At 72.1% G+C, this 25,655-nt stretch carries 29 protein-coding genes and 1 tRNA gene; 18 read left to right on the top strand and 12 right to left on the bottom strand.

Annotation, left to right across the window (positions count from 1 at the left end):
• Positions 1-204 precede the first annotated feature (204 nt).
• Positions 205-543: a four-helix bundle copper-binding protein gene (locus IEY82_RS10305; RefSeq protein ID WP_225262571.1), complete on the top strand. Its 339-nt coding sequence runs from the start codon at positions 205-207 to the stop codon at positions 541-543.
• Positions 544-618: 75 nt separating this feature from the next.
• Here IEY82_RS10305 and IEY82_RS10300 read toward each other — a convergent pair whose 3' ends face one another.
• The 4 genes from IEY82_RS10300 to IEY82_RS10285 all read right to left on the bottom strand — a co-directional run bounded on the left by IEY82_RS10300 (position 619) and on the right by IEY82_RS10285 (position 4,399).
• Positions 619-768: a hypothetical protein gene (locus IEY82_RS10300; RefSeq protein ID WP_189123803.1), complete on the bottom strand. Its 150-nt coding sequence runs from the start codon at positions 766-768 to the stop codon at positions 619-621.
• Between the two features lie 170 nt (positions 769-938).
• Positions 939-1,121, bottom strand: coding sequence for a hypothetical protein (locus IEY82_RS10295; RefSeq protein WP_189123802.1), 183 nt, complete (start codon positions 1,119-1,121; stop codon positions 939-941).
• A gap of 56 nt (positions 1,122-1,177) precedes the next feature.
• Positions 1,178-3,673: a PEP/pyruvate-binding domain-containing protein gene (locus IEY82_RS10290; RefSeq protein WP_189123801.1), complete on the bottom strand. Its 2,496-nt coding sequence runs from the start codon at positions 3,671-3,673 to the stop codon at positions 1,178-1,180.
• Between the two features lie 12 nt (positions 3,674-3,685).
• The gene (locus tag IEY82_RS10285; RefSeq protein WP_189123800.1) at positions 3,686-4,399 is read right to left on the bottom strand and encodes a TetR/AcrR family transcriptional regulator; all 714 of its coding nucleotides are present in this window, start codon (positions 4,397-4,399) and stop codon (positions 3,686-3,688) included.
• A gap of 151 nt (positions 4,400-4,550) precedes the next feature.
• Between IEY82_RS10285 and IEY82_RS10280 the strand changes: the two genes are divergently transcribed.
• Entirely contained in the window at positions 4,551-5,096 is a 546-nt protein-coding gene (locus tag IEY82_RS10280) for a hypothetical protein (RefSeq protein WP_189123799.1), read from the top strand.
• Between the two features lie 31 nt (positions 5,097-5,127).
• Here the strand turns inward: IEY82_RS10280 and IEY82_RS10275 are convergent, their stop codons facing one another.
• Positions 5,128-5,868: an MBL fold metallo-hydrolase gene (locus IEY82_RS10275; protein ID WP_189123798.1), complete on the bottom strand. Its 741-nt coding sequence runs from the start codon at positions 5,866-5,868 to the stop codon at positions 5,128-5,130.
• A 91-nt stretch (positions 5,869-5,959) separates the two neighbouring features.
• Between IEY82_RS10275 and IEY82_RS10270 the strand changes: the two genes are divergently transcribed.
• The gene (locus IEY82_RS10270; protein ID WP_189123797.1) at positions 5,960-6,337 is read left to right on the top strand and encodes a hypothetical protein; all 378 of its coding nucleotides are present in this window, start codon (positions 5,960-5,962) and stop codon (positions 6,335-6,337) included.
• Between the two features lie 79 nt (positions 6,338-6,416).
• Positions 6,417-7,088 carry a DUF6766 family protein gene (locus IEY82_RS10265; RefSeq protein WP_225262569.1) on the top strand — a complete coding sequence of 224 codons (672 nt, stop codon included), beginning with the start codon at positions 6,417-6,419 and terminating at the stop codon, positions 7,086-7,088.
• On the opposite strand, the gene IEY82_RS10260 is transcribed toward IEY82_RS10265, so the two are convergent.
• Positions 7,013-7,858, bottom strand: a complete 846-nt coding sequence (locus IEY82_RS10260; RefSeq protein ID WP_189123796.1) for a 1-aminocyclopropane-1-carboxylate deaminase/D-cysteine desulfhydrase — start codon at positions 7,856-7,858, stop codon at positions 7,013-7,015. The genes IEY82_RS10265 and IEY82_RS10260 overlap by 76 nt on opposite strands.
• Before the next feature lie 44 nt (positions 7,859-7,902).
• Between IEY82_RS10260 and galK the strand changes: the two genes are divergently transcribed.
• Positions 7,903-9,018, top strand: coding sequence for a galactokinase (galK, locus tag IEY82_RS10255; protein ID WP_189123795.1), 1,116 nt, complete (start codon positions 7,903-7,905; stop codon positions 9,016-9,018).
• Between the two features lie 55 nt (positions 9,019-9,073).
• Here galK and IEY82_RS10250 read toward each other — a convergent pair whose 3' ends face one another.
• Entirely contained in the window at positions 9,074-9,847 is a 774-nt protein-coding gene (locus IEY82_RS10250; protein ID WP_189123794.1) for an enoyl-CoA hydratase-related protein, read from the bottom strand.
• A 46-nt stretch (positions 9,848-9,893) separates the two neighbouring features.
• Entirely contained in the window at positions 9,894-11,024 is a 1,131-nt protein-coding gene (locus IEY82_RS10245) for a nitric oxide synthase oxygenase (protein ID WP_225262567.1), read from the bottom strand.
• Between the two features lie 462 nt (positions 11,025-11,486).
• Between IEY82_RS10245 and IEY82_RS40285 the strand changes: the two genes are divergently transcribed.
• From IEY82_RS40285 to IEY82_RS10225, 5 genes are all read left to right on the top strand, one after another.
• Positions 11,487-11,744: an acyl-CoA thioesterase domain-containing protein gene (locus IEY82_RS40285; protein ID WP_372459701.1), complete on the top strand. Its 258-nt coding sequence runs from the start codon at positions 11,487-11,489 to the stop codon at positions 11,742-11,744.
• Entirely contained in the window at positions 11,657-12,049 is a 393-nt protein-coding gene (locus IEY82_RS40280) for a thioesterase family protein (RefSeq protein ID WP_372459700.1), read from the top strand. Before IEY82_RS40285 ends, IEY82_RS40280 begins: the two co-directional genes overlap by 88 nt.
• Positions 12,050-12,113: 64 nt before the next feature.
• Entirely contained in the window at positions 12,114-13,274 is a 1,161-nt protein-coding gene (locus IEY82_RS10235; protein WP_189123791.1) for a thiolase family protein, read from the top strand.
• Positions 13,275-13,321: 47 nt separating this feature from the next.
• The gene (locus IEY82_RS10230) at positions 13,322-13,768 is read left to right on the top strand and encodes a winged helix-turn-helix transcriptional regulator (protein ID WP_189123790.1); all 447 of its coding nucleotides are present in this window, start codon (positions 13,322-13,324) and stop codon (positions 13,766-13,768) included.
• Between the two features lie 184 nt (positions 13,769-13,952).
• Complete coding sequence (locus IEY82_RS10225; protein ID WP_189123789.1) at positions 13,953-14,486, top strand: hypothetical protein; 534 nt, start codon at positions 13,953-13,955, stop codon at positions 14,484-14,486.
• Between the two features lie 195 nt (positions 14,487-14,681).
• Here the strand turns inward: IEY82_RS10225 and IEY82_RS10220 are convergent.
• Positions 14,682-14,753: transfer RNA gene (locus IEY82_RS10220), tRNA-Asn, on the bottom strand.
• 125 nt (positions 14,754-14,878) lie between these two features.
• Here IEY82_RS10220 and IEY82_RS10215 point away from each other — a divergent pair.
• Positions 14,879-15,205 (top strand): YtxH domain-containing protein, encoded by a 327-nt coding sequence (locus IEY82_RS10215; protein ID WP_189123788.1) that lies wholly within the window; start codon positions 14,879-14,881, stop codon positions 15,203-15,205.
• 28 nt (positions 15,206-15,233) lie between these two features.
• Here IEY82_RS10215 and IEY82_RS10210 read toward each other — a convergent pair whose 3' ends face one another.
• From IEY82_RS10210 to IEY82_RS10200, 3 genes are read right to left on the bottom strand one after another with little or no spacing between them, the layout of a single operon-like run.
• Positions 15,234-15,704, bottom strand: coding sequence for a hypothetical protein (locus tag IEY82_RS10210; RefSeq protein ID WP_189123787.1), 471 nt, complete (start codon positions 15,702-15,704; stop codon positions 15,234-15,236).
• Entirely contained in the window at positions 15,701-16,975 is a 1,275-nt protein-coding gene (locus tag IEY82_RS10205; protein ID WP_189123786.1) for an amylo-alpha-1,6-glucosidase, read from the bottom strand. The genes IEY82_RS10210 and IEY82_RS10205 overlap by 4 nt, the downstream gene beginning before the upstream one ends.
• 32 nt (positions 16,976-17,007) lie before the next feature.
• The gene (locus IEY82_RS10200; protein WP_189123785.1) at positions 17,008-17,166 is read right to left on the bottom strand and encodes a hypothetical protein; all 159 of its coding nucleotides are present in this window, start codon (positions 17,164-17,166) and stop codon (positions 17,008-17,010) included.
• 177 nt (positions 17,167-17,343) lie between these two features.
• On the opposite strand from IEY82_RS10200, the gene IEY82_RS10195 reads away from it, so the two are divergent.
• The 7 genes from IEY82_RS10195 to IEY82_RS10165 all read left to right on the top strand — a co-directional run.
• Positions 17,344-18,513: a hypothetical protein gene (locus tag IEY82_RS10195; RefSeq protein WP_189123784.1), complete on the top strand. Its 1,170-nt coding sequence runs from the start codon at positions 17,344-17,346 to the stop codon at positions 18,511-18,513.
• Positions 18,510-20,648 (top strand): serine/threonine-protein kinase, encoded by a 2,139-nt coding sequence (locus IEY82_RS10190; protein WP_189123783.1) that lies wholly within the window; start codon positions 18,510-18,512, stop codon positions 20,646-20,648. Before IEY82_RS10195 ends, IEY82_RS10190 begins: the two co-directional genes overlap by 4 nt.
• Entirely contained in the window at positions 20,639-21,571 is a 933-nt protein-coding gene (locus tag IEY82_RS10185; protein WP_189123782.1) for a PP2C family protein-serine/threonine phosphatase, read from the top strand. The genes IEY82_RS10190 and IEY82_RS10185 overlap by 10 nt, the downstream gene beginning before the upstream one ends.
• The gene (locus IEY82_RS10180; RefSeq protein ID WP_189123781.1) at positions 21,564-22,856 is read left to right on the top strand and encodes a vWA domain-containing protein; all 1,293 of its coding nucleotides are present in this window, start codon (positions 21,564-21,566) and stop codon (positions 22,854-22,856) included. Before IEY82_RS10185 ends, IEY82_RS10180 begins: the two co-directional genes overlap by 8 nt.
• Positions 22,856-23,515: an FHA domain-containing protein gene (locus IEY82_RS10175; RefSeq protein WP_189123780.1), complete on the top strand. Its 660-nt coding sequence runs from the start codon at positions 22,856-22,858 to the stop codon at positions 23,513-23,515. Before IEY82_RS10180 ends, IEY82_RS10175 begins: the two co-directional genes overlap by 1 nt.
• Positions 23,512-24,873 (top strand): GlnX family signal transduction membrane protein, encoded by a 1,362-nt coding sequence (locus tag IEY82_RS10170; RefSeq protein WP_189123779.1) that lies wholly within the window; start codon positions 23,512-23,514, stop codon positions 24,871-24,873. Before IEY82_RS10175 ends, IEY82_RS10170 begins: the two co-directional genes overlap by 4 nt.
• Positions 24,870-25,655: glutamate ABC transporter substrate-binding protein (locus IEY82_RS10165; RefSeq protein ID WP_189123778.1), on the top strand; the 786-nt coding region annotated here is incomplete at its 3' end. The genes IEY82_RS10170 and IEY82_RS10165, both read left to right, overlap by 4 nt.

Genomic DNA, 25,655 nt, shown 5'->3' with positions numbered 1-25,655 from the left:
GCCGCCCCAAGGGCGACACCGGTCACGATCATGCACTGGTCCGACTGGTCCAAGGTCCTGTCATCGTGGATCAAAGCTTCCGACCCTTCCAACCCCTTCTGTCTGATTTGGGGTATTCCACGACGTGGAAACCCTTCGGTCGCTCCCCTATCCGGGCGCGGCCGGACGTCGACACAGGAGGAAATTATGCGAAATGAGGGGCAGATGAGTCCCGAGATGCAGCGATGCATCGACGCCTGCATGGAAAGCCACCGGGCCTGCGAGCAGACCATGAGCTACTGCCTGCAGCAGGGTGGCAAGCACGTCGACATGGCGATGATGGGCGCGCTCATGGACTGTTCGGACATCACGCGCATCTGTGCGGACATGATGATGCGCCAGTCGCCGATGGCGATGGAGATGGCTCGGATGTGCGCCCAGGTGGCCACCAGGTGCGCCGAGGCGTGCATGACCATGAGCAGCGACGCGACCATGAAGCGCTGCGCCGAGAAGTGCAAGGCCTGCGCCGAGGCGTGCAAGGCCATGGCGGCCATGCCCGCCTGAGAGCCCGTCCCGTGACAGCCCCGCCCGCGCCGTTCCCGCCCAGGTCCCGCCCAGGCGAACGGCGCGGGCGTCGGCCTACCGAAGGTCCGCGAAAGACCTACGGGAGAAGGGAACGCGGATGCCCTTGAACGACTCGCTCCGCACGACGTGGATGCCGCCGGCGGTCGCGGCCAGAGCGCGCTCCTGGATGCCGCCGAGCCCACCGGGAGCGAGAACCTGCTCCACCCGGCGCGGCACCCGGCCGGGTCCGGCGGCCGGCGCCCTGGGACGGAAGGTGATGGGGCTGCCGTTCTCCGGGTGCGTGCGCGGTGTCAGCGCCTTCCCGCCGCCGACCTGGCCCGAGCCCTGTCGGCTGAACGGGTTCCCCTTCTGGTAGCCGGCGAAGCCACGTACGACTACCCGCCCGGCGCTCGCCCCTCGGCGGGTGCCTGCACGTCGAGGAGGTCCGGCCACGGCGGGGGCCGCTCCTGGAGCGCGCGGAGTTCGTCGTCGGTGGCGCCGCGGTCGAGGGCGTGCTTGGCACGTCTGAAGACGGCGCACCGGGCCTCGAGCTCGCGCAGGTCGCACGGTTCGATCATGGCGGCCATGGTGCGCCACGGCCGCGGACGGTGACGGCCGACTTGGCGGAGACTTTTCAGCCGAGCAACTCCACCGTGCCCCGTTCGCCGTCCACCCGGACCCGGTCGCCGTCGCGCAGGCGCATGGTGGCGTTGCCGGTGCCGACCACGGCGGGGATGCCCAGCTCCCTGGCCACGATCGAGGCGTGCGACAGGGGCGCGCCCAGGTCGGTCACCACGGCCGCCGCCCGGGGGAACATCGGCGTCCAGCCGATGTTCGTCAGCGTCGTCACCAGGATCTCGCCGGGCCGCAGCCGGTCGCCGTCCTCCGGGCCGGACAGCACCCGGGCCACGCCCTCGACGACGCCGGGGGCGCCGGGGAAGCCGGTCACGGTGTCGCTGACGGGCACGTCGCCGCCCCGCGCGTCGTAGAGGTCCGCGCGCCTGCCGGGGTCGGCGGCCCAGCGGACCGGGTCGAAGTGGCCGACGATCAGCGCCGGGTACGGCGGCAGCGAGGCGTACCTGAGGTAGGTCGCGCGCCGCACCGGGATCCGGGCGAGCGGCTCGGCGGAGCCGCGCAGGACGGCGAGGATCTCGTCCAGATAGAGGTGGAACAGGTCGTCGCCGTGGCCGGTCAGCTCCCCGGCGCGCACCGTGAACGCCCGGAGCGCCCAGAACGCGCGGATGACCTCCGAGCGGGTCGTCTCGCGGTCGCGGACGACCGCGTTCCAGCGCGCCACCCGGGCGCGCATCCTGGCCTCCTGGCGCGGGTAACGGCGCGCGAACCGCGCCCAGGCGGCGTCGCGGGCCTCCTGCTGGCGGGCGAGCAGCGCGGCGGTGTCGTCGCGCAGGTCGCGCAGGCCGGCGAGCGCGCGATCGATCCAGGCGGGGTCCTCCCCCGGGCGCGGGATCGACACCTCGAACTCGTGCGGCCCCCGGTGCCCGTAGACGCGGGCGAACGTGTCGCGGTCGATCTCGCCTCTGGCCAGCCGGCTCAGGCCCATGACGGGGCCGAGGCTGGCGAGCTCGCCGCCGGTGTTGACGCCGGTGAGCATCGCCTCGGCGTCGACGTCGCCCATCATCGCGCGCAGCCGGTCGCGGGTGAAGACGAGCGTCGTGCCGCCCTGCCGGCCGGCCGCCTCCAGCATCCGGGAGGCGGTGACGAGGTACGGCTCGACGTCGCTCCCCCACAGGCCGGCCAGCTCGGCCGGATCCGTGGTGGCCGCGATGCGGTCGCGGACGGCCTGGCCGCGCCGCTCGGCGGTGGCCAGGAAGGCGGGCATCTCCCTCAGGTTGGCGCGGACCCGCCCGCGGATCCGGACGGCCATGGGCAGCACCCGCTTGATGATCTCCCAGCGCGAGACCTTCAGCAGCGGCACGTCCAGTCCGGGCGGCAGCCTGCCGAAGACCTGCTCGACCGCGCCGAGCCTGCGGCGCATGCCCAGCGCCGCGGCGACCGAGTGGATCACGCTGAGGTTCATGTAGAAGCGGCCGCCGATGTTGCCGACCAGGTCGAAGCCGGGCAGCGCCGAGGCGGACATCGCCTCCTGGATGAACAGCCGGACGAACGACCAGGTGACGGGCGTCATCACGTCGGGGATGGCCTCGCCGAGATTGCCGCCGGTCCACAGGTAGTCGCCCTTGAGGCTGTCGTTCCACTCCTCGACCTGTTCGGTGAGGCCGGTGACGGGCCGGGCCTGGAGGATGTGGAACTCGCCGGCGCGCCTGGCCCACTCCACGTCCATCGGCGTGCCGTACAGCTCCTGGACGCGCGAGCCGATCACGGCGAGCCGGACGGCCTCCGCCTCGTCCAGGACGGGCGCCTCTCGAAGATCTGCGGGCACCGGCCGCTCGGTGGTGCCGTCAGGCGTGCGTACCGTCATGACGGTCTTGTCGCCGGCGCGAGCCTCGGTGACGGCGCCGGCGGTCACCACGATCGTGTCAGGGGTGACGTGGCCGCCGACGACGGCCTCGCCCAGCCCCCACGAGGCGTTGATCACGGTCCGGTCGCGGGCGCCGGTGACCGGGTCGGCGGTGAACATGACGCCGGCCGCGTCGGCGTCGACGAGCTCCTGCACCACCACGGCCAGCGCGACGTCGTCGTGGGCCACGCCGTTCTGCTCGCGGTAGGCGATGGCGCGGGCGTTCCACAGCGAGGCCCAGCAGCGCCGGACCGCGTCGGGCAGCGCCTCGCCCCTGATGTTGAGAAAGCTGTCCTGCTGCCCGGCGAACGACATGCCGGGCAGGTCCTCGGCCGTGGCCGACGAGCGCACGGCCACGGGGACGTCGTCGCCCAGCCCGGCGTGAGCCTCGCGGATCCGGGCGGCGAGCGCGGCGGGCACGTCGTGCGCGGCGAACAGCTCCGCGATCCGGCCGGCGTCGCCCCGGGCCGCCGCCTCGACGATCCGGTGGTGAAAGTCCGCCACGTACGCGCGGTAGGCGGCGGTGGTGATCAGGAACCCGCCGGGGACGGGCAGTCCGGCCCCGGCCAGCCTGGCCAGGGAGGCGCCCTTGCCGCCCGCCGTGGCGAGATCGGCGGCGGGGTCGTCCAGAGGAAGGACTAAGGCCTCCACGTGACACGCTCCTTACGAGCCCAGGGAGGTCGCGAGCTTGTTTCGCGCGATCTCCACCACGGTGTCGAGATAGCGGGCGGTGGCCCGCGCGATGGCGTGCGAGGCGGCGCCGGACGGCGTCACGCCCGTGCCGACGGCGAGGTCGGCGGTTTCGGCGATCAGCTCCATGAGCCGGTCGTCCGGCATCCGCATGCTCTCCGGCAGGTTGTTGCGGGTGAACAGGAACCCGTAGAGGACGGCGGCGAGCACCGTGAGCTGCTCGCGCGGCGTGCGGTCGGCGCGGGCGGCGTCCTGCTCGCGCAGCTCGCCGAGATACTCCTCGAAGGCCGCGGCCAGCTCCGGCGTGGTCTCACTGTGCCGCTTCTGCCGGTTCAGCTTGCCGAGCACCTCCGAGTCGCCCAGCAGGATCGCCTTCATCAGCGGCCTGCGCACCAGCTCCACGCTGAGCTCCCGGACCAGGTCGCGCAGCGTGGCGGGCGCCTGCTCGCGCACCCCTTCGAGCATGCGCAGCCGCTCGCGGCGCAGCAGCGCGGCGAAGAGCGCGTCACGAGTCCGCCAGTGCAGGTAGATGGTGCCCTTGGCGACCCCTGCCTGCCTGGCCACGTCGTCGATCGTCGTCTTGTCGTAGCCCCAGCGCTCGATCAGCTCGGCCGCCGCGTCGAGGATCCGGTGCGCGCGTTCCAGCTGGCGCGCCGGATCCTGCGGCGGCCGTCCCGCCTTGACCATTCCACCCCACCTCAAATATTTGACTAAATCAGACTATCTGGTCATTTAATGCAAGACAAGGCCGGATGCCGGTCAAGCCGTGGCTTGCGGCGAACGCGCTCTTTTGGTGTGCGCGCGCCGGGAGCCGGTGGAGGGCCGTAGCGTAGTGCCCATGGGTAGAGCGTTCTGGATCGATCAGGAGTTCGACAGAGATCGTGGCGGGCGCTATGCCGTGCACGTACGCAAGAACCTCGAAGAGTTCGAGTGGGGCGACATCGCGCCGGTCAGGTTCGCCTGCGCGGCCTGGCGGCTGGCCACCCCGCCGTCGCTCAACCCCGGCTACGTGCGCTGGGACCGGCGCGTCCTTGAGGCGACGTGCCACCGCAACACCTGGGACGGCACCCTGAACGCGCGGGTCAGGCTGGTCTCGCCGCTTCCCGAGGAGCTCACCCGCTCGCGCGCCTGGTGGCGCGACCGCGGCTGGCTGGGCTGGCAGGAGACGTTCGGCCAGTACGTCGAGCCGACGCAGCAGGACCTGGCCAGGATCCCGTTCCTGCGGGCCACCCTGCTGGTCGAGGTGCCGGTGCCGCTCGACGACCTGCCGCCGGAGCCGGAGGGGCCGCACGACAAGGTCGAGGAGTCGGCCGAGCGAGCCCTGGTGGTGCTGGTACGCGAGCTCAACGCGCTCGTCACGCCGATCCTCGACCAACTCGACTAGTGGGATGACCACGAACGTTCACCGGGGCTGATCAACCGAGCGGGACAATGAGTCCTTCCTCGGCCGCCAGCACCTCACCGCCGAACTCCTTCCGGGCGGCGGCCACGGAGGCGGCCCGGTCGTTGCCCGGCCAGAAGTGGGTGAGCATCAACCGGCGTGCGCAGGAGCGGCGGGCCCAGTGACCGGCCTCCGTGGAGGTGAGCAGATTGCGGGTGGGGCGGTCGGCCTCGCCGTCGCGGTCGGTGGCCTCGACGATGAACAGGTCGGCGTCGCGCCCGAGTTCGGCGAGCGCGGGAGTCGGGCCGGTGTCGCCGGTATAGGCCAGGACGACCCCGTCGGCCTCCAGGCGGATGCCGGCGTTGAGCACGTAGTGCGGCAGCGACAATCCGGTGAGGGCGAACGGCCCCACCTGGTGACCGCCCGGCAGCGGATGCGCGTCGAAGACCGCGTGGAGGTCGACGTCGGGCTCCAACCCGCTGAGCCGGTCGAGCACGCCCGGCGGGCAGTACAACGGCAGCCGTGGGCCACCGGGGTCGCCGTAGAAACGCATCCGGAACAACCCGTGCAGGTCGATGCAGTGGTCGGGGTGCTCGTGGGTGACGACGACAGCGTCCACCGCGCCATCCGGCCAGTGCGCGAGCAGCCGCGGCAACGTGGCGTAGCCCAGGTCGAGCAGCAGCCGGTAACCGTCCCAGTCGACCGCGAACCCGCTGCAGGCACGGCCCGGCTCGGGAAACGCACCACAACTGCCGAGGACAGTCACTTGCCGCATCCGTACAGGATGCCAGTTCCCCAACGGCACGCCAGCCGACTCTTGCCGTCCGCTCCAGAGTGCCGCGTTTCTGGATGGGTAGATGCGGCGCATGAGAACCGCCCTCGCGGCACTCGCCCTGCTGCTCGCCGCGGGCTGTGCCGTGGACACGGCCGCTCCCGCCCGCGCGGCGGCGCGGTTCCACACCGCGGTGGCCGCGCACCAGGACGAGGCCGCGTGCGCGATGCTGACCCGGCAGGCCGCGAGGAAGCTGCCCGACCCCGGCGAGACGTGCGCCACGGCCCTCGGGGACCTGCGGCTGGGGCCCGGTGGCCGGGTCACCTCGGTCGAGGTGTGGGGCGACGACGCCGTGGTGAGGCTGGCCGGGGACACGGTGTTCCTGCACCGGTTCACCGACGGCTGGCGGGTGCGCGCGGCCGGGTGCGAGCCGGAGCGCGACCTGCCCTACGACTGCGCCCTGGAGGACTGATGCGCGTCGTGTTCGTGCTGACCCTGGTCATCATCGTGGCGGGCCTGGTGTGGTTCTTCGCGTTGGGGGTGGCTCATCTGTGAGATGGATCCGGGAGAACGCGCTCTCGCTGACGTTCATGACGCTGTTCGTGCTCGCCCTGGCGGGGCAGGCGGTCGCGGGCATGCTGGAGTTCAACGACCAGCAGCTGGTCAACGGCCTGCAGCCGGTCTCGCTGCTCGCGTACGTGACGTCGTCGCCGTTCGCCGTGGACGTGTCGGAGAACTGGCAGTCCGAATACCTCCAGTTCCTGCTGTTCATCATGCTCACGGTCTGGCTGGTCCAGAAGGGGTCGCCGGAGTCGAAGCAGCCCGGCGAGGAGGGCCCCGGTTCGGACGAGGAGCAGTTGGTCGGCCCGTACGCGAAGCCCCGCTCCCCGGCGTGGGCCAAGTCGACCGGGCTGAGGCTCCACCTGTTCGGCAACTCGCTGGGGCTCACCATGGGGACCGTCTTCGTGCTGTCGTGGCTGGCGCAGTCGGTGTCGGGACTGGCGGCCGGCAACGCCGAACGGCTGACCGACCTGCGCGACCCGATCTCCTGGGGCGCGTACATCACCTCGCCGGAGTTCTGGAACCGGTCCCTGCAGAACTGGCAGTCGGAGCTGCTGGCCGTGCTGTCGATGGTGGCGCTCTCCATCTACCTGCGCCAGCGCGGGTCACCCGAGTCGAAGCCGGTCGGGGCGCCGCACAGCGAGACGGGGACCGAGGGCTGACCGGTGACGACGGCGACGACGCGGGTGCCGTCGGCAAAGGCGCCCTGCCGTACGCGATCGACCAGGCCGTAGAGCATCTTCGCGACGTACACCCCCTCCACCTGATATTTCGCGATAAATCCGTCCAAGGCGGGTGTTGACCGGGCGTACCCGCCGAAGTGGTAATCGAGGTCCACCGACCAGTTGTCCCAGACCCGCCCATACGCCTCACGCTGCAGCCGGGCCACCTCGTCCACGAGGAAGCCCGCCCCCTTCAGCACCGCGAACCCGATCGCCCGCTTGCCGGGCGGCAGCCCCGCCGCGATGCCGGCCAGCGTGCCCCCGGTGCCCACGGGACAGCAGACCACGTCGTAGTCGTCCGCGATCTCTCCCGGCAGCTCGGCGCAGCCGCGCACGGCCGCCGCGTTGCTGCCGCCCTCCGGCAGGACGAACACCTCCCCCCACCGCTCCCGCAGCCGCGCCAGCACCTCAGGCGTGTCCTTCAGCCGGTAGGCGGCCCGGTCGAGATAGGTGAGCGTCATCCCGCAGGCGGCGGCGTAGGCGAGCGACGGGTTGAGCGGCAGCCGCTCCTCGCCGCGGATCACCCCGATCGTCTCGAAGCCGTGCCGCCGACCGGCCGCGGCCACCGCGCGGATGTGGTTGGAGTAGGCGCCGCCGAAGGTGAGCACGCGCGCGTGGCCCAGGTTGTACCTGAGCTTGCGCGTCTTGTTGTCGTCGTGCTTGAGCAGCACCCGGACGGAGGTGGTCGCGGGATCCAGCAGTTCCTCCACTCGCGCTAGTCTACGGAAGGTCGATTGTTGAGGAGTGTTCGGTTATGCGCGTTGTTGAAGCTTTCCGTACGGCCTTCGGCGCGGATCCGGCGACGGTCTGGCACGCGCCGGGCCGGGTCAACCTGATCGGCGAGCACACCGACTACAACGACGGCTTCGTCCTGCCGTTCGCGGTGCCCTGGGGCGTCACGGCCGCCATCAGCCCGCGCGCCGACCGGACGATCCGCCTGCTGTCGCTCCAGTCCTCCCCCGGCCCGATCACGATCGCCGAGCACGGCGACGCCCAGGGCTGGACCCGCTACGTCGTGGGCGTGCTCGCGATGCTGGGCGACCAGGTGCCGGGCGCCGACATCGCGATCGACGGCGACGTCCCGCAGGGCGCCGGGCTCAGCTCCAGCGCCGCGCTGGAGGTGTCCGTCGCCGCCGCCCTCAACGACCTGCACGACCTCGGCCTGACGCCCATGGAGCTCGCCCTGCTCGGACAGCGCGCCGAGAACGACTTCGTCGGCATGCCGTGCGGCATCATGGACCAGGCCGCCTCGGCGCTGTGCGAGCAGGGCCACGCGCTGTTCCTCGACTGCCGCTCGCTCGGCCACCGCAGGGTCCCGCTCGACCTGGCCGCCCACGGCCTGCGCCTGCTCGTCATCGACACCCGGGTGCACCACGAACACGCGGGCGGCGAGTACGCCAAGCGCCGGGCCGAGTGCGAGTCGGCGGCCCGCAAGCTCGGCGTGGCCGCGCTGCGCGACGTCACCGACCTGGCCGGGGCCCTCGACCGGCTGCAGGGCGCCGAGCGCAGGCGCGTCATGCACGTCGTCACGGAGAACCACCGGGTCGAGGCACTCGTCGGCCTGCTGCGCGCCGGCGCCGTGACCGAGATCGGCGCCCTGCTCAACGCCTCGCACCTGTCCCTGCGCGACCAGTACGAGGTGTCGTCGCCCGAACTGGACCTCGCGGTCGAGGCGTCACTGCGCGGCGGGGCGCGCGGCGCCCGCATGACGGGCGGTGGCTTCGGCGGGTCCGCCGTCGCGCTCGTCGCCGAGGACCGCCTCGACTCCGTCCGGCGGTCCGTCGAGGACGCCTACACCGAGCGCGGCTGGCAGGCCCCTCGGTTCCTCACCGCCGTGCCCTCGGCCGGCGCCTCACCCGTCGCCTTCTGACCCGCCGCCGACCGGACCGCTCCTCCCCGCGGCGCCGCGCCGGAGGAGTGTCCGTCTAGAGGGGCGGGAAGTCGGGCAGACGGCGTTCGAGGAAGCTGCCCACGCCCTCGGCGAAGTCGGGCCGGCCGAAGGAGGTGACCATCTCCTCCACGGCGGTCTTGGCCGACGCGTCGAGGGTGACGTTCCAGTCGTTCCAGACCTGGCGCTTGATGATCGCCATGGACGCGGGCGAGCTGTGCACCGCGAGCTCCCGCGCGTAGTCCTGGGCCTCGGTCAGCAGCGACTCTCCCGGCACCGCACGGTTGACCAGCCCGAGCTCGAACGCCTCGGCGCCGGTGAACGTGCGGCCGGACAGCAGGATGTCCATCGCCCGCTGCTGCCCCATGATCCGCGGCAGGATCCAGGACAGGCCGTACTCGGCGACCAGGCCACGGCGCGAGAAGGCGGTCGTCCACTTGGCCTCGGCGGCGGTGAACACCAAATCGCAGACGAGGGCGTGCACCATGCCGAGCCCGGCGCAGGCGCCGTTGACCGCGGCGACGATCGGTTTGCGGATCGTGGTCGGGTACGTGTTGGGACGGGGGTCGGGTTCCTCGTCGTACGCGCCGGTCTGGATGTCGTTGAGCATCTGGAAGTCCGCCCCCGAGCAGAAGCCCTTGCCGGCGCCGGTCACCACGACGGCCCGCACCTCGGGGTCCTTCTCGGCCTCTTCCAGCAGATCGAAGTAGCGCCGCCCCATCGCGTCCGTCCAGGCGTTGAGCCGGTCGGGGCGGTTGAAGGTCAGGGTGAGCACGCCGCGATCGACCGAGGAGAGAACGAGTTCAGCCATGGAGTAACAGAACCATGTTCTATCCCTCGGACGCAAGGCGGGCTCCTCAGCGGTGGTGGACGTAGGCGGGCGTGAGCGCGCGGTTGTCGTAGTAGCGGTGGAAGACCGGCGTGACCCCGCCCGAGATGGGCGGGACGATCCACGACCAGTCGGCCGGGCACACGCGCCCCGCCTTCTCCTCCCTGGCCAGATGCGTGAGGAAGCGGGCCGACTCCGTGTGGTGGTCGGTCATCGTCACCCCGGCCCGCTCGAACGAGTGCAGCACCGCCACGTTCAACTCCACCAGCGCGTGGTCGCGCCACAGCGACCGCTCGGTCGAGGTGTCGAGGCCGAGCCGCTCGGCCACCGCCGGAAGCTGGTCGTAGCGGGTGACGTCCGCCAGGTTGCGGGCGCCGATCTCCGCGCCCATGTACCAGCCGTTGAACGGCGCGCACGGGTAACAGAGGCCGCCGATCTCCAGGCACAGGTTGGAGATCGCGGGCACGGCGTGCCAGCGCAGCCCTAGCTCCTCGAACCACCGGTACTCCGGATGGACGATGGGCACCTCCAGCACGGCGTCGCCGGGCAGGTTGCAGAGCAGTCGCCCGCCCTCGGCGGTCTGGACGACCAGCGGCAGCACGTCGAACCGGCCACCCGCGCCGCGCCAGCCGTGCGCCCGCACCCGCTTGGTGAAGTCCACGTAGCGCGGGTCGCCGGTGATCGCGCCGTCGGCGTCGCGGTATCCGGCGTAGCGGATGAGCTGCTCGTTCAGCACCCGCGGCCCCGGCGCCCCGGGCGCGTCGGGAGGGAACACGGTGATCGTGGGCCGGATCCTCCCCTCACCCGTCGCCTCGCGCAGGTGGGCCACGCACTCGATCGCCACACCTTCGGCGCTGCGGACCTGCCTGCGGTCACGCACCTTCAGCGACCGCCAGTAGAGCCGCCCGATGCAGCGGTTGCTGTTGCGCCAGGCCACCCGCGCACCGAACTGCAACTCCTCGTAGGTGTGCGTGTAGGTGCCGTGGCGGGCGATCTCGCCCGCGACCTCCCGCACCCGTGGCCGCGGGTCGCCCGCGGCGGGATTCTCCTCGTGGAAGAGCCTGACGAAACGCTCCGCCTCACGGAGGTCGATCGCCCGGTCGACGGTGGGCACGGCGATGGCATCGAGGGAACGCAGGGACCTGATCCAGGTACGCACGCAGTAACCAGCACTTTTCTGGTAGACGGAGCACCCCGCCGATTCCGGGTCGGCGACGCCCTCCTGCCGGCGGCGCCCTTTCCACACCGCCCACATGGATGCCCGCGGCTGCCGCGCCCTTCCCGGGCACGACTTCCCCATCCTTCCTCGTGATCCCAGGTTTGTCCCGGCAAATGGAAAATCGCGTGACCTTAGAGATACAAAGCGTGACATCACCGCTCGACTTCAGGGCGCGCCGGACTGGCGGTGACGACCCGCGCAGTCAGTTGTTTTTTCCAACTGACTGCGATATCGTCCACGTGCCAGTTAGTTGGAAAATCAAACTCGGAGGCTGCTCTTGCGTCCCCCAGGCACTCCGGCCGCCCTCTGGGTCCTGAACACCTGCGCCGTTGCGCTCGCGGCCCTGCCCCTCCCCGCCGGCCGGACCGGCCCCAGGCACGCGCATCCGGTCCGGAGCGGCTCGTGACTCCTCCCGGCGCGCTGCTGCGAGCGGCCCCCTTGGAAGATCTGATCGAGACCGGCGCGCATCTGCGGGGTTCCGGCGGCGTCCACGGTGGGCTGACCCTCGCCCTGCTGACCACCGCGATGGCGGAACGGGCACCCGGCGCGCTGCTCCAGAACGTCACGGCCCGCTGTCTTCGGCCGCTCGGCGGCGAGTTCAGGATCGAGGTCCCCGAGGAACGAACCGGCCGTACGCGGGCGGCGCCGAGCCCGAGCTGACCGCGTGGATCAGGCTGCTGGAGGACGACGAGCCGCCGGACGTCCACCGGCTGGCACTCCTGATGGACGGCCTGGCGCCCTCCTACGCGGCCGTCCTGTCGGAGCTCGCCCTCCTCCCCACCGTGGAGTTCGCCGTCGGGCCCGCCATCGGACTCCTGCGGACCGCCTCACCGTGGGTCCTGCTGCGGGCCCGTACGCATCGGGCGAGCGCCGACGGCTGGGTCGACGAGGGCATCGACGCCTGGGGACCGGACGGCGACCATCTCGGCAGCGCCAGGCAACTGCGCCTGGTACGGCCCATGTGAAGGAGTGAGCCTTGTTCTCTCCAGCCCGGCACAGCGAGTTCGACGACGAAAGGAAGGCGGGATCATGCGCGACGCGGTGATCGTAGAAGCGGTTCGCACTCCGGTGGGCAGGGGCAAGCCGGGAGGGGTGCTGCACGACGATCATCCCGTCGACCTCCTCGCCCGCACACTCCAGACGCTGGTCGAACGGGCGGACATCGACCCGGCGCTGGTGGACGACGTCATCGGCGGCGTCGTGACGCAGGCCGGCGAGCAGGCCGTCAACATCACCCGTACGGCCGTCCTGGCCGCCGGGTTCCCCGAGAGCGTGCCGGGCATGACCGTCGACCGGCAGTGCGGCTCGTCCCAGCAGGCGTTGCACATCGCCGCGCAGGGCGTGCGGAGCGGGGCGTACGACATCGCGATCGCCTGCGGTGTCGAGTCGATGTCGCGGGTCCCGATGGGCTCGGCCATCCTGCCGGGCAGCGACCCGTTCGGCCCGATGACGGCCCGGCGCTACCCGGACGGCCTGGTCGGGCAGGGCGTCAGCGCCGAACTGATCGCCGCCCGATGGGGCCTGTCCCGGGCCGAACTGGACGCCTACGCGTGCGAGTCGCATCGGCGCGCCGCCGAGGCGTGGAAGAACGGCGAGTTCGACCGGGAGGTCACCTGGGCCGGCGTCGACGAGACCATCCGCCCGGGCAGTTCGCCGGAGATCCTCGCCGGTCTCAAGCCCGCCTACCACGACCCGGCGATCGCCGGCCGTTTCCCGGAGATCGGCTGGAAGATCACCGCGGGCAACGCCTCCCCGATCAACGACGGCGCCGCCGCGGTGCTGGTCATGGGCGCCGACACCGCCGAACGGCTCGGGCTGCGGCCGCGCGCCCGTTTCCACTCCTTCGCCGTCGTGGGCGACGACCCGCTCCTCATGCTGACCGCGATCATCCCGGCCACCGAGAAGGTCCTGGCCCGCGCCGGCCTGACGCTTTCGGACATCGACCTGTTCGAGGTGAACGAGGCGTTCGCCTCGGTGGTGCTGGCCTGGGCCCGGGAGACCGGCGCCGACCCGTCCCGGGTCAACGTGCGCGGCGGAGCGATCGCCATCGGTCACCCGCTGGGCGCCAGCGGCGCCCGCATCATGACCACCCTGCTCCACGCCCTGGAGGACCGCGACGGCAGATACGGCCTGCAGACCATGTGCGAGGCCGGCGGCATGGCCAACGCCACTGTCATCGAGAGGCTCTGATCACGACCCGGTCAGGCCCGATATCCACCCCGGCTAAGCTGCGCAGCATGCCGAAGGACGCACGACCGCGCGAGTGCTCCATCGCCGACGCCCTGGACCTGGTCGGCGAGCGGTGGAGCCTGCTCGCCATTCGCGAGCTCAGCTACGGCGTCCGGCGTTTCGACCAGATCGTCCGCAACACCGGCGCGCCCCGCGACATCCTCACCACCCGGCTCCGCAAGCTGGAGGACGGTGGGATCATCCAGCGCGAACGCTACAACGATCATCCCGTCCGGCACGAGTATCACCTCACGCCTGCCGGCGTGGAGCTGTGCGACGTCCTGATCGCGCTGATGAAGTGGGGCGATCGTCACCTGCACCCCGACGATCCTCCCGTCCGGTGGCACCACTCCTGTGGTCAGCCCCTTGATCCGCTGCTGGTCTGCCGCCACTGCGGCGGCGAGGCCCGGGTGGGAGCCCACACCCCCACCGGCCGAGGCGCCCTGACCTCCTGACGCCCGCGGCGGCGATCTCACCGGCTCCCGGAACGACTGCCCCCGTCCTGGATCCAGCCCGTTCACCTGGCGTGGCTCCCGACTTGGCCCCCTTCGATCCCTCAGCCGATCAGGCCTTGGCACAGGGCTAACTCGCGAGGACTTCAAACGATCTTGTCAGTGGTGGCGTTTACGCTCCCCGTTCATGAGCAGCGACGAGACTCGCACCGTACGTCTGACAGTCGAAGTCGCCGACTGCGGCATCGCCGGTCTGCAGGACAGGGAACTCGACGGGTATGCCGACACACCAGCCCAGTCCGTTGGGTTCATCGAGGTCGAGAAGGGTTGGGTCACCCTCCGCATCACCCATCAGCGGGGGCCTGCCGACTTCACTGTGACGATCGCCGACCGGGACCCCGGGGCAGATCTCGCCACCTATGAGGACATCGTGGAAATCAGCTACGTGTCCAGGTCGGGCGAAGTGGAGATGAGCGGGTTCGCCCATGACGACGTTGTGATGTGTCCCCTTCCTCCTCTCCATGCTGGGCCTGGGACCTACCGCATGCGGTATCACGTCAAGGACATGGACTGGGAAGGCGCGAGGGAGGACGGCGTCGACGACCACTACCTTCAGATATGGCCCGCGCCCTTTGAGGACCCCGTTGTCGTCAAGGCCACGAGTGACGTTGCTCAGTACTTTTCAGATCCAGAGAAGTTCAAGCACGACCGAGGATGGTGAGCATGCGCCGGCCCATCCACACATCCGGCCTGCCCGTCCGCCGTCGTCCCACCCACCGGGTAGCGGGCCAGCCGCGAGGCTGCCCGGCCGCGCGCCTGGCGTCAGGGCCGTGATGCTGGCTCCCGGAACGACTCAGGCCCTCCCACCTGTTGCCGGTGAGAGGGCCTGAGCTACCAACCTCTTAGTTGATCACAGCTCCCGCGATAGGACTCGAACCTATAACCTGCCGGTTAACAGCCGGCTGCTCTGCCGTTGAGCTACGCGGGATCGAACATCTGCGCTGCCTGCAGGGGGTTAGGGCCCCTCCGGTCGGCGCACGACTACATTAGCGCACTCGGGGAGTGCGTGTCGCATCCTGATCGGGGTAGAGCCGGAGACAGCGGAGGTGCAAAATGCGCTATCGAATGACATTCGTTGTCGGGCTGGCTGTCGGTTACGTGCTGGGCAGCAAGGCCGGCCGCGAGCGCTATGAACAGATCAAACAAGCGGCCCAGCGTGTCGCGGACAACCCGAGGGTCCAGGGGGCCGCGGGAGTGGTCGGCGCGCAGGTGTCGAAGGCGGCCGACGTGGCCAGACACAGGGTGGGTGACACACTGCAGCATCGGATCCCGTTCCTGGGCGACAAGGAGCAGCAGGACGACGGCACGGGCTGGCCCAAGGACCGACCCGAGCCGCACAAGGCCGAACAGCAGGCCGGCAAGACCGGCATCCCCTACTGACGGCCGGGCGCGGCATGGGCGTGTGCCATCACACGCCCATGCTGCGCCGCACTCCTTCCAGGGCCTGCTCCGCCTGAGCGCGAAGTCCGGGGTCGTCGGGGTCGAGACCGTCGTCGAAGACGAGAGTCCAGCCGAGCACCTCGCCGCCGGGCCTGCGCCGGGCGACCAGCCGCACCCCGCCCCGGGGCAGCAGGACCCGCTTGTTCACCACGATCGTGGAGTTGACCCGCTCGCGGAGGGTCTCGGGCAGCAGCCGCGGCTCGCCGACCCGCTCACGGTGCGACCGACCGTCCGCGGTCACCACGCGCAGCCCCTCGTCGTCCCAGCTCGCCCGGTCGATCGTCTCGTACGGCACGCGGGTCCCGTCGGACAGGAACAGCGCCCGATCGGTCGCCACCACATAGCCGCCGTCGGCGCCGGCGAAGGTCAGCACCCGCTCCCCCGGCTCGATGGCCAGGCTCTTGCGGACGTCGGACGGCAGGCGGCGCAGGAAGCTCATGCCCCAACGGTATCCGCGAGCAGGTCCAGGGTGAGCGCCGCGCTCCAGGAGAAGTCACGGCACCCCCGGCCGCTGCCGTCGAACGGGTCGAAGCACTCGCGGAAGCCCGCCTGCCGGACGAGCCGCAGGGTGCCGTTGGTGAGCTGCTCACGCAGCGGCGCGAGGTCGTGCACGGCGGCCGCCCGGCGCAGCAGCCAGTTGGTGTTCACCCAGGAGGGGCCGCGCCAGTAGCGGGTGCGGTCGAACTGGGTGGCGCGGATCTCGCAGCTGGGCACCGGGTAGCCGGTCGCGCCCATGAACCGCGCCGACTCGAGGATCTCGACGATCGCGCTGACGTGTTCGCCCGGCAGCCCCGGGTCGAGCAGGGGGCCGAACCCGCCGACGGTGCGGACCCGGATGAGCCGGTCGGCCCGCAGGTCGCGGGCGTAGAAGCAGCCGTCCCAGAGGCGGTCGAGGAGGGCCCGCCTGATGCGCTCGGCCCGCTCGGCGTGCGGCGCGGGGTCGGCCTGGGCGAGCGGCGCCAGCTCGGCCATGGCCTGGCAGGAGGCGAGCCAGATCCCGTTGAACATCGGGTCCTCGATGGCGAACGGGTGCTCGTCCCGCAGGTACTCGGCCCGGTAGCCGGCGTTGCGGTAGCGCAGGGCCAGCCAGACGTAGCGGTCGTGGTCGCTGTCGGGGTGCCGCTCGTCCAGATCGACGTTGCGGTAGCCGTACCTGATCTCGGGCAGGGCGGCGAGCGCGGAGTCCCAGACAGGGCTGTCGTCCATGCCCGACTCCCAGGGATGCACGATCGCGGCCAGCCCGGCGCCGCCCAGGTCGCGGGCGGCGGCGAGATAGCCGTCCTGCGCGGCCAGCGCCGGGTAGGCCCGCCGGACGAAGTCGGCGTCGCCGGTGTGCCGGTAGATCCACCACAGGGCCAGCCCGTGCAGCGGCGGGGCGGTGAGTCCCGAGGTCAGCAGCCGCGGCGCGGCGTCGTGGTCATGCGAGCGCCAGACGGACGGCCCCGGGAAGTACGCCTCGGGGGTGTGGAAGACGATGTGCGGGACCATCCCGGTGGCCCACTGCCCCCGCAGCAGGCTGAGCAGCTCGGCACGGGAGCGGTCGGGGCGGTACCGGGCCAGCCCCATGGCGATGAAGGCGGAGTCCCAGCTCCACTGGTGCGGGTAGAGCCCTGGCGCGGGCACCGTGGCGGCGCCCGTCCAGTTCGCCTCGAGCACGGACAGGGCCTCGCGCCCGAGCGCGGCGTCGTCGACCGCGGGCCGCGCCTCCATCAACCCACTATGCGCCGGTATGCGAGCGGAAGCTACGTTCTGGCGAACCACTTCGTGAGGAGCACGACGCCGAGCGCGGCGGCGCCGAGGATGAGCACCCACTTGAGCAGGGTGAAGACGAAGCCCACGAGAGGGCCGAGGAGGAAGAGCGCGGCGACGATGACCGCGGCGACCATGATGATGCGTCCCATGTCCGTGACAATAAGAGATCATTTAAGTCATTTGCAGGCGACACAGGGTTGAATCAGGGACAAGTCAGGGTTCGCCGAGTACTACGCAGGAACCAACCCGATACGGCGGCCGTTGTCCGGGTTGAGCGGGTATCGGGGGCCCGGTTCACGGGGAGCGTGATGAGTCTGGGACCACCCATGAGCAGGGAGGGCGCCGAACACGCGTTGCGCGCCCGGGCCGACGAGCGTGACCGCATCTCGGGAGACCTGCTCGACCTGGAGTCGCACACCACGTACCAACTGCTCAAGGGCTCGTCCCTGCGCGGGGCGACCCAGCGGCGGTGGGCCTCGGCGCAGGCCGCGCTGGCCGCACTCTGGGTGCTCCACGACGCCTACCGGGGCGTGCTCCGGGACGCCGAGCGGATCAGGGCCACGCGCAGCCGGATGGGCGCCGAGCAACTGGCCGAGCTGACGGCGCTGCTCGCCGGGCCGTCCGTGGTGCTGAAGGCCGCCGCCAAGCCCGTCGAGCAGCGCTCCCTGTTACCCGCGACGGACGAGCGGCTCACCCTCGACCAGACTGTGCTCCGGATGGACGCGGCCTTCCAGGAGGCCACGGACGCGCTGGCGGAGATCGACGCCGCCTGGTCGGCCGCCCTCCCGGGCCTCGACGCCGCGGCCACCGACCTGCGGACGGTGACCGGCCTGAGAGATCGGCTCGGCGAGCCGCTCGACCTGGACCTGACGGCGGACGAGCTGAGCCGGATGCGCGCCGCCGCCCTGGAGGACCCGCTCGGCTCGCCCCCGGCGGAGCACGAGCTGAACCGGATCACCACCCTGCTCGCCCGCTGCCGCGCCGACCTGGAACAGGCCCTGCGGGCCAGGGAGGAGTACGGCAGGCGGCGTGAGGACCTGGCGGCCGCGCTCGACCGGGTACGGGCCGCGGAGAGCGATGCCCGGCTGGCCCACGGCGCGGTGGTCGTCAAGATCGCCCTGCCTCCGCAGGCCGCCCCCAGGAGCGCGATGTCCGAGCTGACCGGCGAGCTCGACGCCCTGGACGTCTCGACCGAGGGCTGGCTGCGGCGGGCCGCCCGGCTGACCGCCCTGGAGCGGGCCGCGCGAGAGGCGGCCGACCAGGCGCGCACCACGGCGAAGGCGTTGTACGGGCTGGTGGCCCGGCGAGACGAACTACGCGGGCGGCTCGGCGCCTGCCAGGCGATGGCGGTGCGCAAGGGCCGGGCCGAGGACCAGGAGGCCGCCCGGCTGTACGAGCGGGCGCGGTCACTCCTGTGGACCGCCCCCTGCGACCTGACGAAGGCGGCCGAGGCCGTCGCCCTCTACCAGAGTTCGATCAACGGAGGCGGACGATGACCAGTTGCCGGCAGCCCGGCTGCACCGGCACCATCGAGGACGGCTACTGCGACCTGTGCGGTCACGCGGAGAGCGCCGCGCCGCCGCCCGTGGCGGCCTCCTCGTCGTCCCCGGCAGGCGACTCTCCGCACACCCGGCCGGTGAGCCGGCCCATGACGAGCCCCGTCAGCAGCGGACGGTCCCGGGCGGGGGTGCTCGCCGAGCTCGCCGACCTGCCCTCGGTGCCCTACCGCGACCCGGCGAGCGCCATCATGGCCGATCCGCAGGTGGCCGAGGAGAAGCGGTTCTGCGCCAACCCGGCCTGCGGAAAGCCGGTCGGACGGTCCCGGCAGGGGCGGCCCGGGTTACCCGACGGGTTCTGCCCCCACTGCCGCACGCAGTTCTCCTTCACTCCCAAGCTGGGCAAGGACGAGTTGGTCGCCGGCCAGTACCGGGTGCTGGGCTGCCTGGCCCACGGCGGCCTCGGCTGGATCTACCTGGCCGCCGACGAGAACCTGGACGGCCGCTGGGTGGTGCTCAAGGGCCTGCTCAACACCGCCGACGCCGAGGCCCTGGCTGCCGCCGAGGCCGAGCGCAGGTTCCTCACCACCGTCGACCACCCGAACATCGTCAAGATCTTCAACTTCCAGCGCTCGGCCGGGCTCGGCTACATCGTCATGGAGTACGTCGGCGGCCAGTCACTGCACGAGCTGCGCCGCAAGGGCCCGCTGCCGCTGCGCGAGGCCCTCATGTACGGGCGCGAGGTCCTGCGCGCGTTCGGCTACCTGCACGAGCAGGGCCTGGTCTACTGCGACCTCAAGCCCGCCAACGTGATCCGGGTGGGCAAGCGGCTCAAGCTCATCGACCTGGGCGCGGTGCAGCGGCTCGGCTCGCCGCCCGGCACGTCGTGGGCCACGGTCGGCTACCACGCGCCCGAGCTGGACACCCACCCCTCGTCGGTGCCCTCCGACCTCTACACCGTGGCCAGGACGCTCGCGGTGCTGGCCATCCCGTCGTTCAGCCCGGCCAAGGGCGGCGTGCCCGCCCCGCTGCCGGACGACTGCGGCAACGAGTCCTTCGCGCGGCTGCTCCGGCGGGCGACCGCGGCCGACCCGAACGCCAGGTTCCAGAGCGCGGAGGAGATGGAGGCCCAGCTCGTCGGCGTGCTGCGCGAGGTCAGCGCGATCGCCGACGGCGTGCCCTACCCCGCGCACTCCCCGCTGTTCGGGCCCGAGCGGGTCGCGGCGGGGGCGGCGCTGTCCGCCGACCAACGGACGATCTTCGACCCGCTCGACCCGCGCGAGGCGGCCGAGGCGCTGCCGGTGCCGCTCGCGGACCCGGCGGATCCGGCGGCCGGTGCGCTGGCCGGTCTGGTCGGCCACGAGCCGGAGGAGCTCGTCGCCCAGGTGGCGGCGATGGCCAGGACGCCGGAGACCCTGCTGACCAGGGCCAGGCTGCTCGCCGAACAGGGCTCCGACCAGGCCGTCCAGGCCCTGGACGAGGCCGAGCGGACGCTGCCCGGCGACTGGCGCGTCACCTGGTATCGCGGCGTGCTGGCCCTGGCCCAGGGCCAGGCCGCGCGGGCGGTCCCGCTGTTCGACGCGTGCGTCTCCCTGCTGCCCGGCGAGCTCGCGGCCAAGCTGGCACTGGCCTTCGCCCTGGAGTGCTCCGGCCAGAACCCGGTCCGCTGGTACGAGACGGTGTGGCGGACCGACCACGGCCACGTCAGCGCCGCCTTCGGGCTGGCCCGGGCCGGGCGGGTGGCGGTGCTCGACGAGGTGCCCGCGACTTCGAGCCACCGGATCGCCGCCCAGCTCGCCCTCGTGGCGTCCGTCGCCAGGCAGCCCCGGCCGGACACGGTCCGGCCCGAGCAGCTGACCGCCGCGGCCGACCGGCTGGAGCGCCTGCCCGACCTGGCCCCGCGCCGCCGCGAGTCGATGACCGCCGAGCTGCTCCAGACCGCGCTGGCCTGGCTGGACACCGCGGGCTCCCCGCCCGCCGGGCTGAAGGTGGCCGGCGCCGCCTTCACCGAACCCGGCGTGCGCAGACGGCTGGAGGGCATCTTCCGCAAGCTGGCCGTCGCCGCCGACTCCCGCCACGAGCGGCACGCCCTGATCGACCAGGCCAACGCCGTACGCCCCAGGACGTGGCTGTGAACTGCCCGGTCTGCGAGGCTCCGGTGCTGGCCGGAGACTCCTTCTGCGAGGCGTGCGGCCAGCGGCTCGACGCCCCGGCCTGCGCCGGCTGCGGCGCGCCCGCCGTGGACGCCGACGGCTACTGCGAGCGGTGCGGCCTGCGCCAGCCCACCGGCCGCGACCACGCCGAGATCGAGCTCGCCGGCGGCGCGGCCGGGGTGACCGACAAGGGCCTGCGCCGGGCCCGCAACGAGGACGCGATGGCGCTGCTGTCCACCGGCACGGCGACCGTCGCGGTGGTCTGCGACGGCGTGGGCAGCTCGCCGCGCGCCGACGAGGCCTCGGCCGTGGCGGTGGAGACGGCGGCCGCCGCCCTGGCCCGCGGCGCCTCGGCCGTGGAGGCGTTCGAGCTGGCCGGACACGCGGTGACCAAGCTGGCGAGCTCCGTGGAGCACGCCCCCGCCTGCACGTACGTCTCGGCGGTGGTCACCGGCGGCGAGATCACGATCAGCTGGGCCGGCGACACCCGCGCCTACTGGCTGCCCGCGGGCGAACCCCTGACCACCGACGACACCCGCCGGGTCGTCGAGCCCCTGACCACCGACGACACCCGCCCGGTGGGCGCGCCACCGGCCGCGACCGGCGCGGAGCCGACCGGCGAGCAGCTGACCGAGGACGACGCCGCGCCGACCGGCGAGATCACCGCCTGGCTCGGCGCCGACGCGGGCGACGTCGAGCCGCGCGTGCGGACCCTGGCCCCGGCGGGACCGGGGCTGCTGCTGGTCTGCAGCGACGGCCTCTGGCGCTACCTCGCCGGATACGCCTTCCCCCGGTCCGGCACGCCGCTCGAGATGGCCCGCGCGATGCTGCGCCACGCGCTCGACTCCGGCGGCCAAGACAACGTGACCATCGTCCTGATCCCCCTAGGAGGACCGCATGGGTGACCAGCCCACCTTCAGCCTGCACATCGACCAGAACAAGTTCCTGTCCACCGACGGGCGCGAGGTCCACGCCATCCTCACCATCGGCTCCACCGGAGCGGTCACCACGACGTCCGCCACCCCCGCCGAGGCCGCCGAAGTGATCATCGTGGACACGTCGGGCTCGATGAGCGGCGGAAAGATCCGCGAGGCGCGGCAGGCCGCGGCGACGGCCGTGCAGAGTCTGCGTGACGGCGTGTTCTTCGCCGTGGTGTCCGGGACCGACACGGCCAGGGTGATCTACCCGCATGGCCGGCAGCTGGTCCGCGCCTCGCGCGCCACCCGTACCGAGGCGCAGAACGCCATCGGCCGGCTGAGCGCCAACGGCGGCACGTCCATCGGGCAGTGGCTGCTGCTGGCCGCCGACCTGCTGGCCGCCCATCCCAACGCGATCAGGCACGCCATCCTGATGACCGACGGGCAGAACAACGAGCGCGCCGACGTGTTCGCCGCCGCGCTGGCCCGCTGTGAGGGCGCGTTCGTCTGCGACAGCCTCGGCGTGGGCGCCGACTGGGCGCCCGGCGAGCTGCGAAAGGTCGCCGAGGCGCTGCTCGGCACCTTCGACTTCGTCAGGAACCAGGGCGACCTGGCCGACTTCTTCCGCAAGATCACCCAGACGTCGATGAGCAAGACGCTGGCCGAGCTGGTGATGCGGGTGTGGGTGCCGCAGACCGCGACGCTCAAGTTCGTCAAGCAGGTCTCCCCCACGCTGCTCGACCTGACCGGCAAGCGCACCGACGTGAACCCGCTGACCGGCGACTACCCCACCGGCTCCTGGGGCGCGGAGGAACGCGAGTACCACCTGTGCGTCGAGGTGCCGCCCGGCCAGGTCGGCAGCGAGATCCGGGCCGGTTGGGTGAAGCTGCTGCGGCCCGACACGCAGGAGGTCCTCGCCAGCGGCAACGTCCTCGCGCAGTGGACCGACGACCTGGCCGCCTCGACCCAGATCAACCGGAAGGTCGCCCACTACACCGGCCAGGCCGAGCTGCACGAGCTGATCCAGGACGGCCTGAGCGCGCGCGCCGCCGGCCAGGTCGAGGTCGCGACCGCCCGCCTGGCCAAGGCCAGGCAGCTGGCCACGGAGTCGGGCCGCTCGGACACCGCGCGGCTGCTGGACAAGGTCGTCGAGGTCGACCCGCACAGCGGCACCGCCCGGCTGCGGCGCGGCGTGGACAAGGCCGACGAGATCGAGCTCGACACCGGCTCCGTCCGTACCAGCCGGCTGCGCAAGGACGGGGAGGGCAGCTGATGGCGATCTGCCCCCAGGGCCACGCGTCCGGCGCCGACGACTACTGCGACACCTGCGGCAGCCAGATGGCCGGCGCCCCGGCCCCCGCCGCCTCGCCAGCCTCGCCCGCCTCGCCCGCCTCGCCCGCCTCGGCTCCGGCGGAGGCGGGCGCCGAGAGCTGCCCGATCTGCCGGACGCCGCGCGCCGGGCAGTTCTGCGAGGTGTGCGGCCACGACTACAGCGGCGGCACGCCCGTCCAGGTGCCGTCCACCGGCGCTCGCTGGGAGGCGGTCACCTCGGCCGACCGGGCCTACTACGACGAGATCATCGCCCAGGGCGGGCCTGACGCGAGCGCCGTGGCGTTCCCGCCGTACTGTCCCGAGCGCTCCTTCGCCCTGGCCGGCGAGCAGGTGCGCATCGGGCGGCGCAGCCGGGCTCGCGACGCCCGGCCGGAGATCGACCTGACCGGCCCGCCGGAGGACCCGGGCGTCTCCCACCTGCACGCGGTGCTGCTCGCCCAGCACGACGGCTCGTGGACGCTGGTGGACCCCGGCTCCTCCAACGGCACCCGGGTCAACGGCAAGCCGGTCGCGGTCAACGTGCCCGTCCCCGTGGCCGCCGGCGACCGGATCCACGTCGGCGCGTGGACCGTCATCACCATCCGGGAGGGCACGCCGTGACCGTGGTCCAGACCCGGCCCCCGGCCGCGCCGGCCCGCCGCCGCAGCGTGCCCGGCCGGATCCGGGTCATCACCGGCGTGACGGTCGCCTCGCTCGCCCTGCTCTTCGCCGCGCTGGCCGTCGGCAGTGCGAGCGCCGGTGACGGGCTGCGGGTCATCGGACGCGACGCGGGCCCTCAGGTCGTCGCCACCGCGGGCCTGTATCTCGGGCTCAGCGACATGGACGCCCAGGTCGCCGACGCCCTGCTGATGGGCAGAGAGTACGGCCAGCAGCGCCGGGCCGCCCTGGCCAGGTACGAGCAGCGGCGCTCCGAGGCCAACCAGGCGCTCATGAAGGCGTTCGAGCTGTCCGGCGACGACCCGGCCGAGCGGCGGACCGTGCAGTCGGTGCTCGACGGGCTCGGCCGCTACGAGCGGCTGGCCGGGCAGGCGCTGCTGCTCGACACCCGCGCCGGTCACGCCGCCGGGCCGCCGCCGGACGAGGTCGTCGAGATCTACCGGCAGGCCACCGACCTGATGCGGCGGGTCCTGCTGCCCCAGGCGTACAACCTGACGCTCGAGAACGGCACGATCGTCCGCGAGACCTACGACGACAAGAACCTGACGGTGCCCGCCGTGCGGGCCGCGGTGGTCGTGGCGGGGCTGCTGGCGCTCGGCTGCCTGATCTGGCTGCAGGTCTTCCTGACCCGGCGGTTCCGCCGGGTGTTCGGGCCCGCGCTGCTGGCCGCCACCGTGGTGACCGCCGTCGCGCTCGTCTCCGGGATGAACGTGCTCGGGCAGAACACCGGCGACCTCCGAGCGGCCAAGTCCGAGGGGTTCGACTCGATCCTCACGGTGGCCAGGGCGCGGGCCATCAGCAACAGCATGCAGGGCGACCAGAGCCGCTTCCTGCTGGACAAGGTGCGGGCCGACACCTACGAGCACACCTATCTGGACAAGGCGCAGACCGTGTTCTACCTGCCGGCCGGCAACCTCGACGCCTACCACGCCGCGGTCCGGGGCGGGAGCGGGGGCTACCTCGGCCTGATGGGCGCCCAGCTCGGCGGACCGGACGGCCGGCGGGCGCTGGAGGCGTTCACCGCCTTCCAGGCCGCCGACACGAGATTCCGCGCGCTCGCGATGAGCGGCCGGAACAGCGAGGCGGTCGCCGCCCGGCTGGGTCCGGTGCGCGAGGCGTTCGACGCCTACGACAAGACGCTGCTGGCCATCGCCGAGCGGCACCAGAAGGTGTTCGAGCGGGCCGTCGGCGCCGGCCAGAGCGCGCTGGACAACCTGTGGCGGCTGCTCCCGTTCGCGATCGGCGGCATCGGCCTGCTGGTCCTCGCGGGAGTCTGGCCCCGGCTGAAGGAGTACCGATGAAGCGGCTGCCGTTGGTGGTGCTGGCTGTGGCCGCGCTGCTCGCCGGGTCCTGTGGCACCGGCGGGCAGGAGTCGGCCCTGGACAAGGACACCGTCGTCATCGGGGTGCGCCCGGACCTGCCCTCGGTCGGCCTGCGCAAGGCCGACGGGACGTTCGAGGGCTTCGACGTGGACGTGGCCCGCTACATCGCCCGCAAGCTCGGCAAGAAGGCGGAGTTCGTGCCGGTGCTGGCGGCCGACCGCGAGCGGGTGCTCACCTCCGGCAGGGCCGACCTGGTCGTGGCCACCTACACGATCAGCATGGACCGCAAGCAGAAGGTGCTGTTCGCCGGGCCGTACCACATCTCCTATCAGGACATCCTGGTGCGCAAGGACGAGACCGGCATCCGCAACGTGCGCGACCTCAAGGGGCGGCGCATCTGCGAGGTCCAGGGAGCCAACGCCGCCCAGCGGGTGGTCGAGGAGCGCAAGGTGGCGGCCCAGGTGGTGCCGGTGCCCGACTACGCCGCCTGCCTGGCCGCGCTCAAGGCGGACCGGGTCGACGCCATCACCACCAACGACGTCATCCTGGCCGGCCTGGCCACCCAGGATGGGACCGGGCTGCGGCTGGTCAACGCGCAGTTCAACGAGCAGCGGTCGGGCGTCGGCATGCGCAAGGGCGACGTCGAGGGCTGCGAGGCGGTCAACCGGGCGATCACCGCGATGTACCAGGACGGCACCGCCTCCCGGCTGTTCCACGACTGGTTCGGCGCCTCCGGCCTGGACCTGTCCATCATCGCCGTG

It is taken from the genome of Nonomuraea cavernae (assembly GCF_014646355.1).
In the GTDB taxonomy this organism is placed as follows: Bacteria; Actinomycetota; Actinomycetes; order Streptosporangiales; family Streptosporangiaceae; genus Nonomuraea; species Nonomuraea cavernae.
The sequence above is the reverse complement of the archived record's forward strand: the minus strand, read 5'-3'. Positions and strand labels throughout refer to the sequence as shown.

Bases quoted from the DNA above. Each gene is read 5' to 3' on its own strand.
- IEY82_RS10305 (WP_225262571.1), top strand. From the start codon at position 205: ATGAGTCCCGAGATGCAGCGATGCATCGACGCCTGCATGGAAAGCCAC.
- IEY82_RS10295 (WP_189123802.1), bottom strand. From the start codon at position 1,121: ATGATCGAACCGTGCGACCTGCGCGAGCTCGAGGCCCGGTGCGCCGTC.
- IEY82_RS10285 (WP_189123800.1), bottom strand. From the start codon at position 4,399: ATGGTCAAGGCGGGACGGCCGCCGCAGGATCCGGCGCGCCAGCTGGAA.
- IEY82_RS10280 (WP_189123799.1), top strand. From the start codon at position 4,551: ATGGGTAGAGCGTTCTGGATCGATCAGGAGTTCGACAGAGATCGTGGC.
- IEY82_RS10275 (WP_189123798.1), bottom strand. From the start codon at position 5,868: ATGCGGCAAGTGACTGTCCTCGGCAGTTGTGGTGCGTTTCCCGAGCCG.
- IEY82_RS10270 (WP_189123797.1), top strand. From the start codon at position 5,960: ATGAGAACCGCCCTCGCGGCACTCGCCCTGCTGCTCGCCGCGGGCTGT.
- galK (WP_189123795.1), top strand. From the start codon at position 7,903: ATGCGCGTTGTTGAAGCTTTCCGTACGGCCTTCGGCGCGGATCCGGCG.
- IEY82_RS10250 (WP_189123794.1), bottom strand. From the start codon at position 9,847: ATGGCTGAACTCGTTCTCTCCTCGGTCGATCGCGGCGTGCTCACCCTG.
- IEY82_RS10235 (WP_189123791.1), top strand. From the start codon at position 12,114: ATGCGCGACGCGGTGATCGTAGAAGCGGTTCGCACTCCGGTGGGCAGG.
- IEY82_RS10230 (WP_189123790.1), top strand. From the start codon at position 13,322: ATGCCGAAGGACGCACGACCGCGCGAGTGCTCCATCGCCGACGCCCTG.
- IEY82_RS10225 (WP_189123789.1), top strand. From the start codon at position 13,953: ATGAGCAGCGACGAGACTCGCACCGTACGTCTGACAGTCGAAGTCGCC.
- IEY82_RS10215 (WP_189123788.1), top strand. From the start codon at position 14,879: ATGCGCTATCGAATGACATTCGTTGTCGGGCTGGCTGTCGGTTACGTG.
- IEY82_RS10210 (WP_189123787.1), bottom strand. From the start codon at position 15,704: ATGAGCTTCCTGCGCCGCCTGCCGTCCGACGTCCGCAAGAGCCTGGCC.
- IEY82_RS10205 (WP_189123786.1), bottom strand. From the start codon at position 16,975: ATGGAGGCGCGGCCCGCGGTCGACGACGCCGCGCTCGGGCGCGAGGCC.
- IEY82_RS10200 (WP_189123785.1), bottom strand. From the start codon at position 17,166: ATGGGACGCATCATCATGGTCGCCGCGGTCATCGTCGCCGCGCTCTTC.
- IEY82_RS10195 (WP_189123784.1), top strand. From the start codon at position 17,344: ATGAGCAGGGAGGGCGCCGAACACGCGTTGCGCGCCCGGGCCGACGAG.
- IEY82_RS10190 (WP_189123783.1), top strand. From the start codon at position 18,510: ATGACCAGTTGCCGGCAGCCCGGCTGCACCGGCACCATCGAGGACGGC.
- IEY82_RS10180 (WP_189123781.1), top strand. From the start codon at position 21,564: ATGGGTGACCAGCCCACCTTCAGCCTGCACATCGACCAGAACAAGTTC.
- IEY82_RS10175 (WP_189123780.1), top strand. From the start codon at position 22,856: ATGGCGATCTGCCCCCAGGGCCACGCGTCCGGCGCCGACGACTACTGC.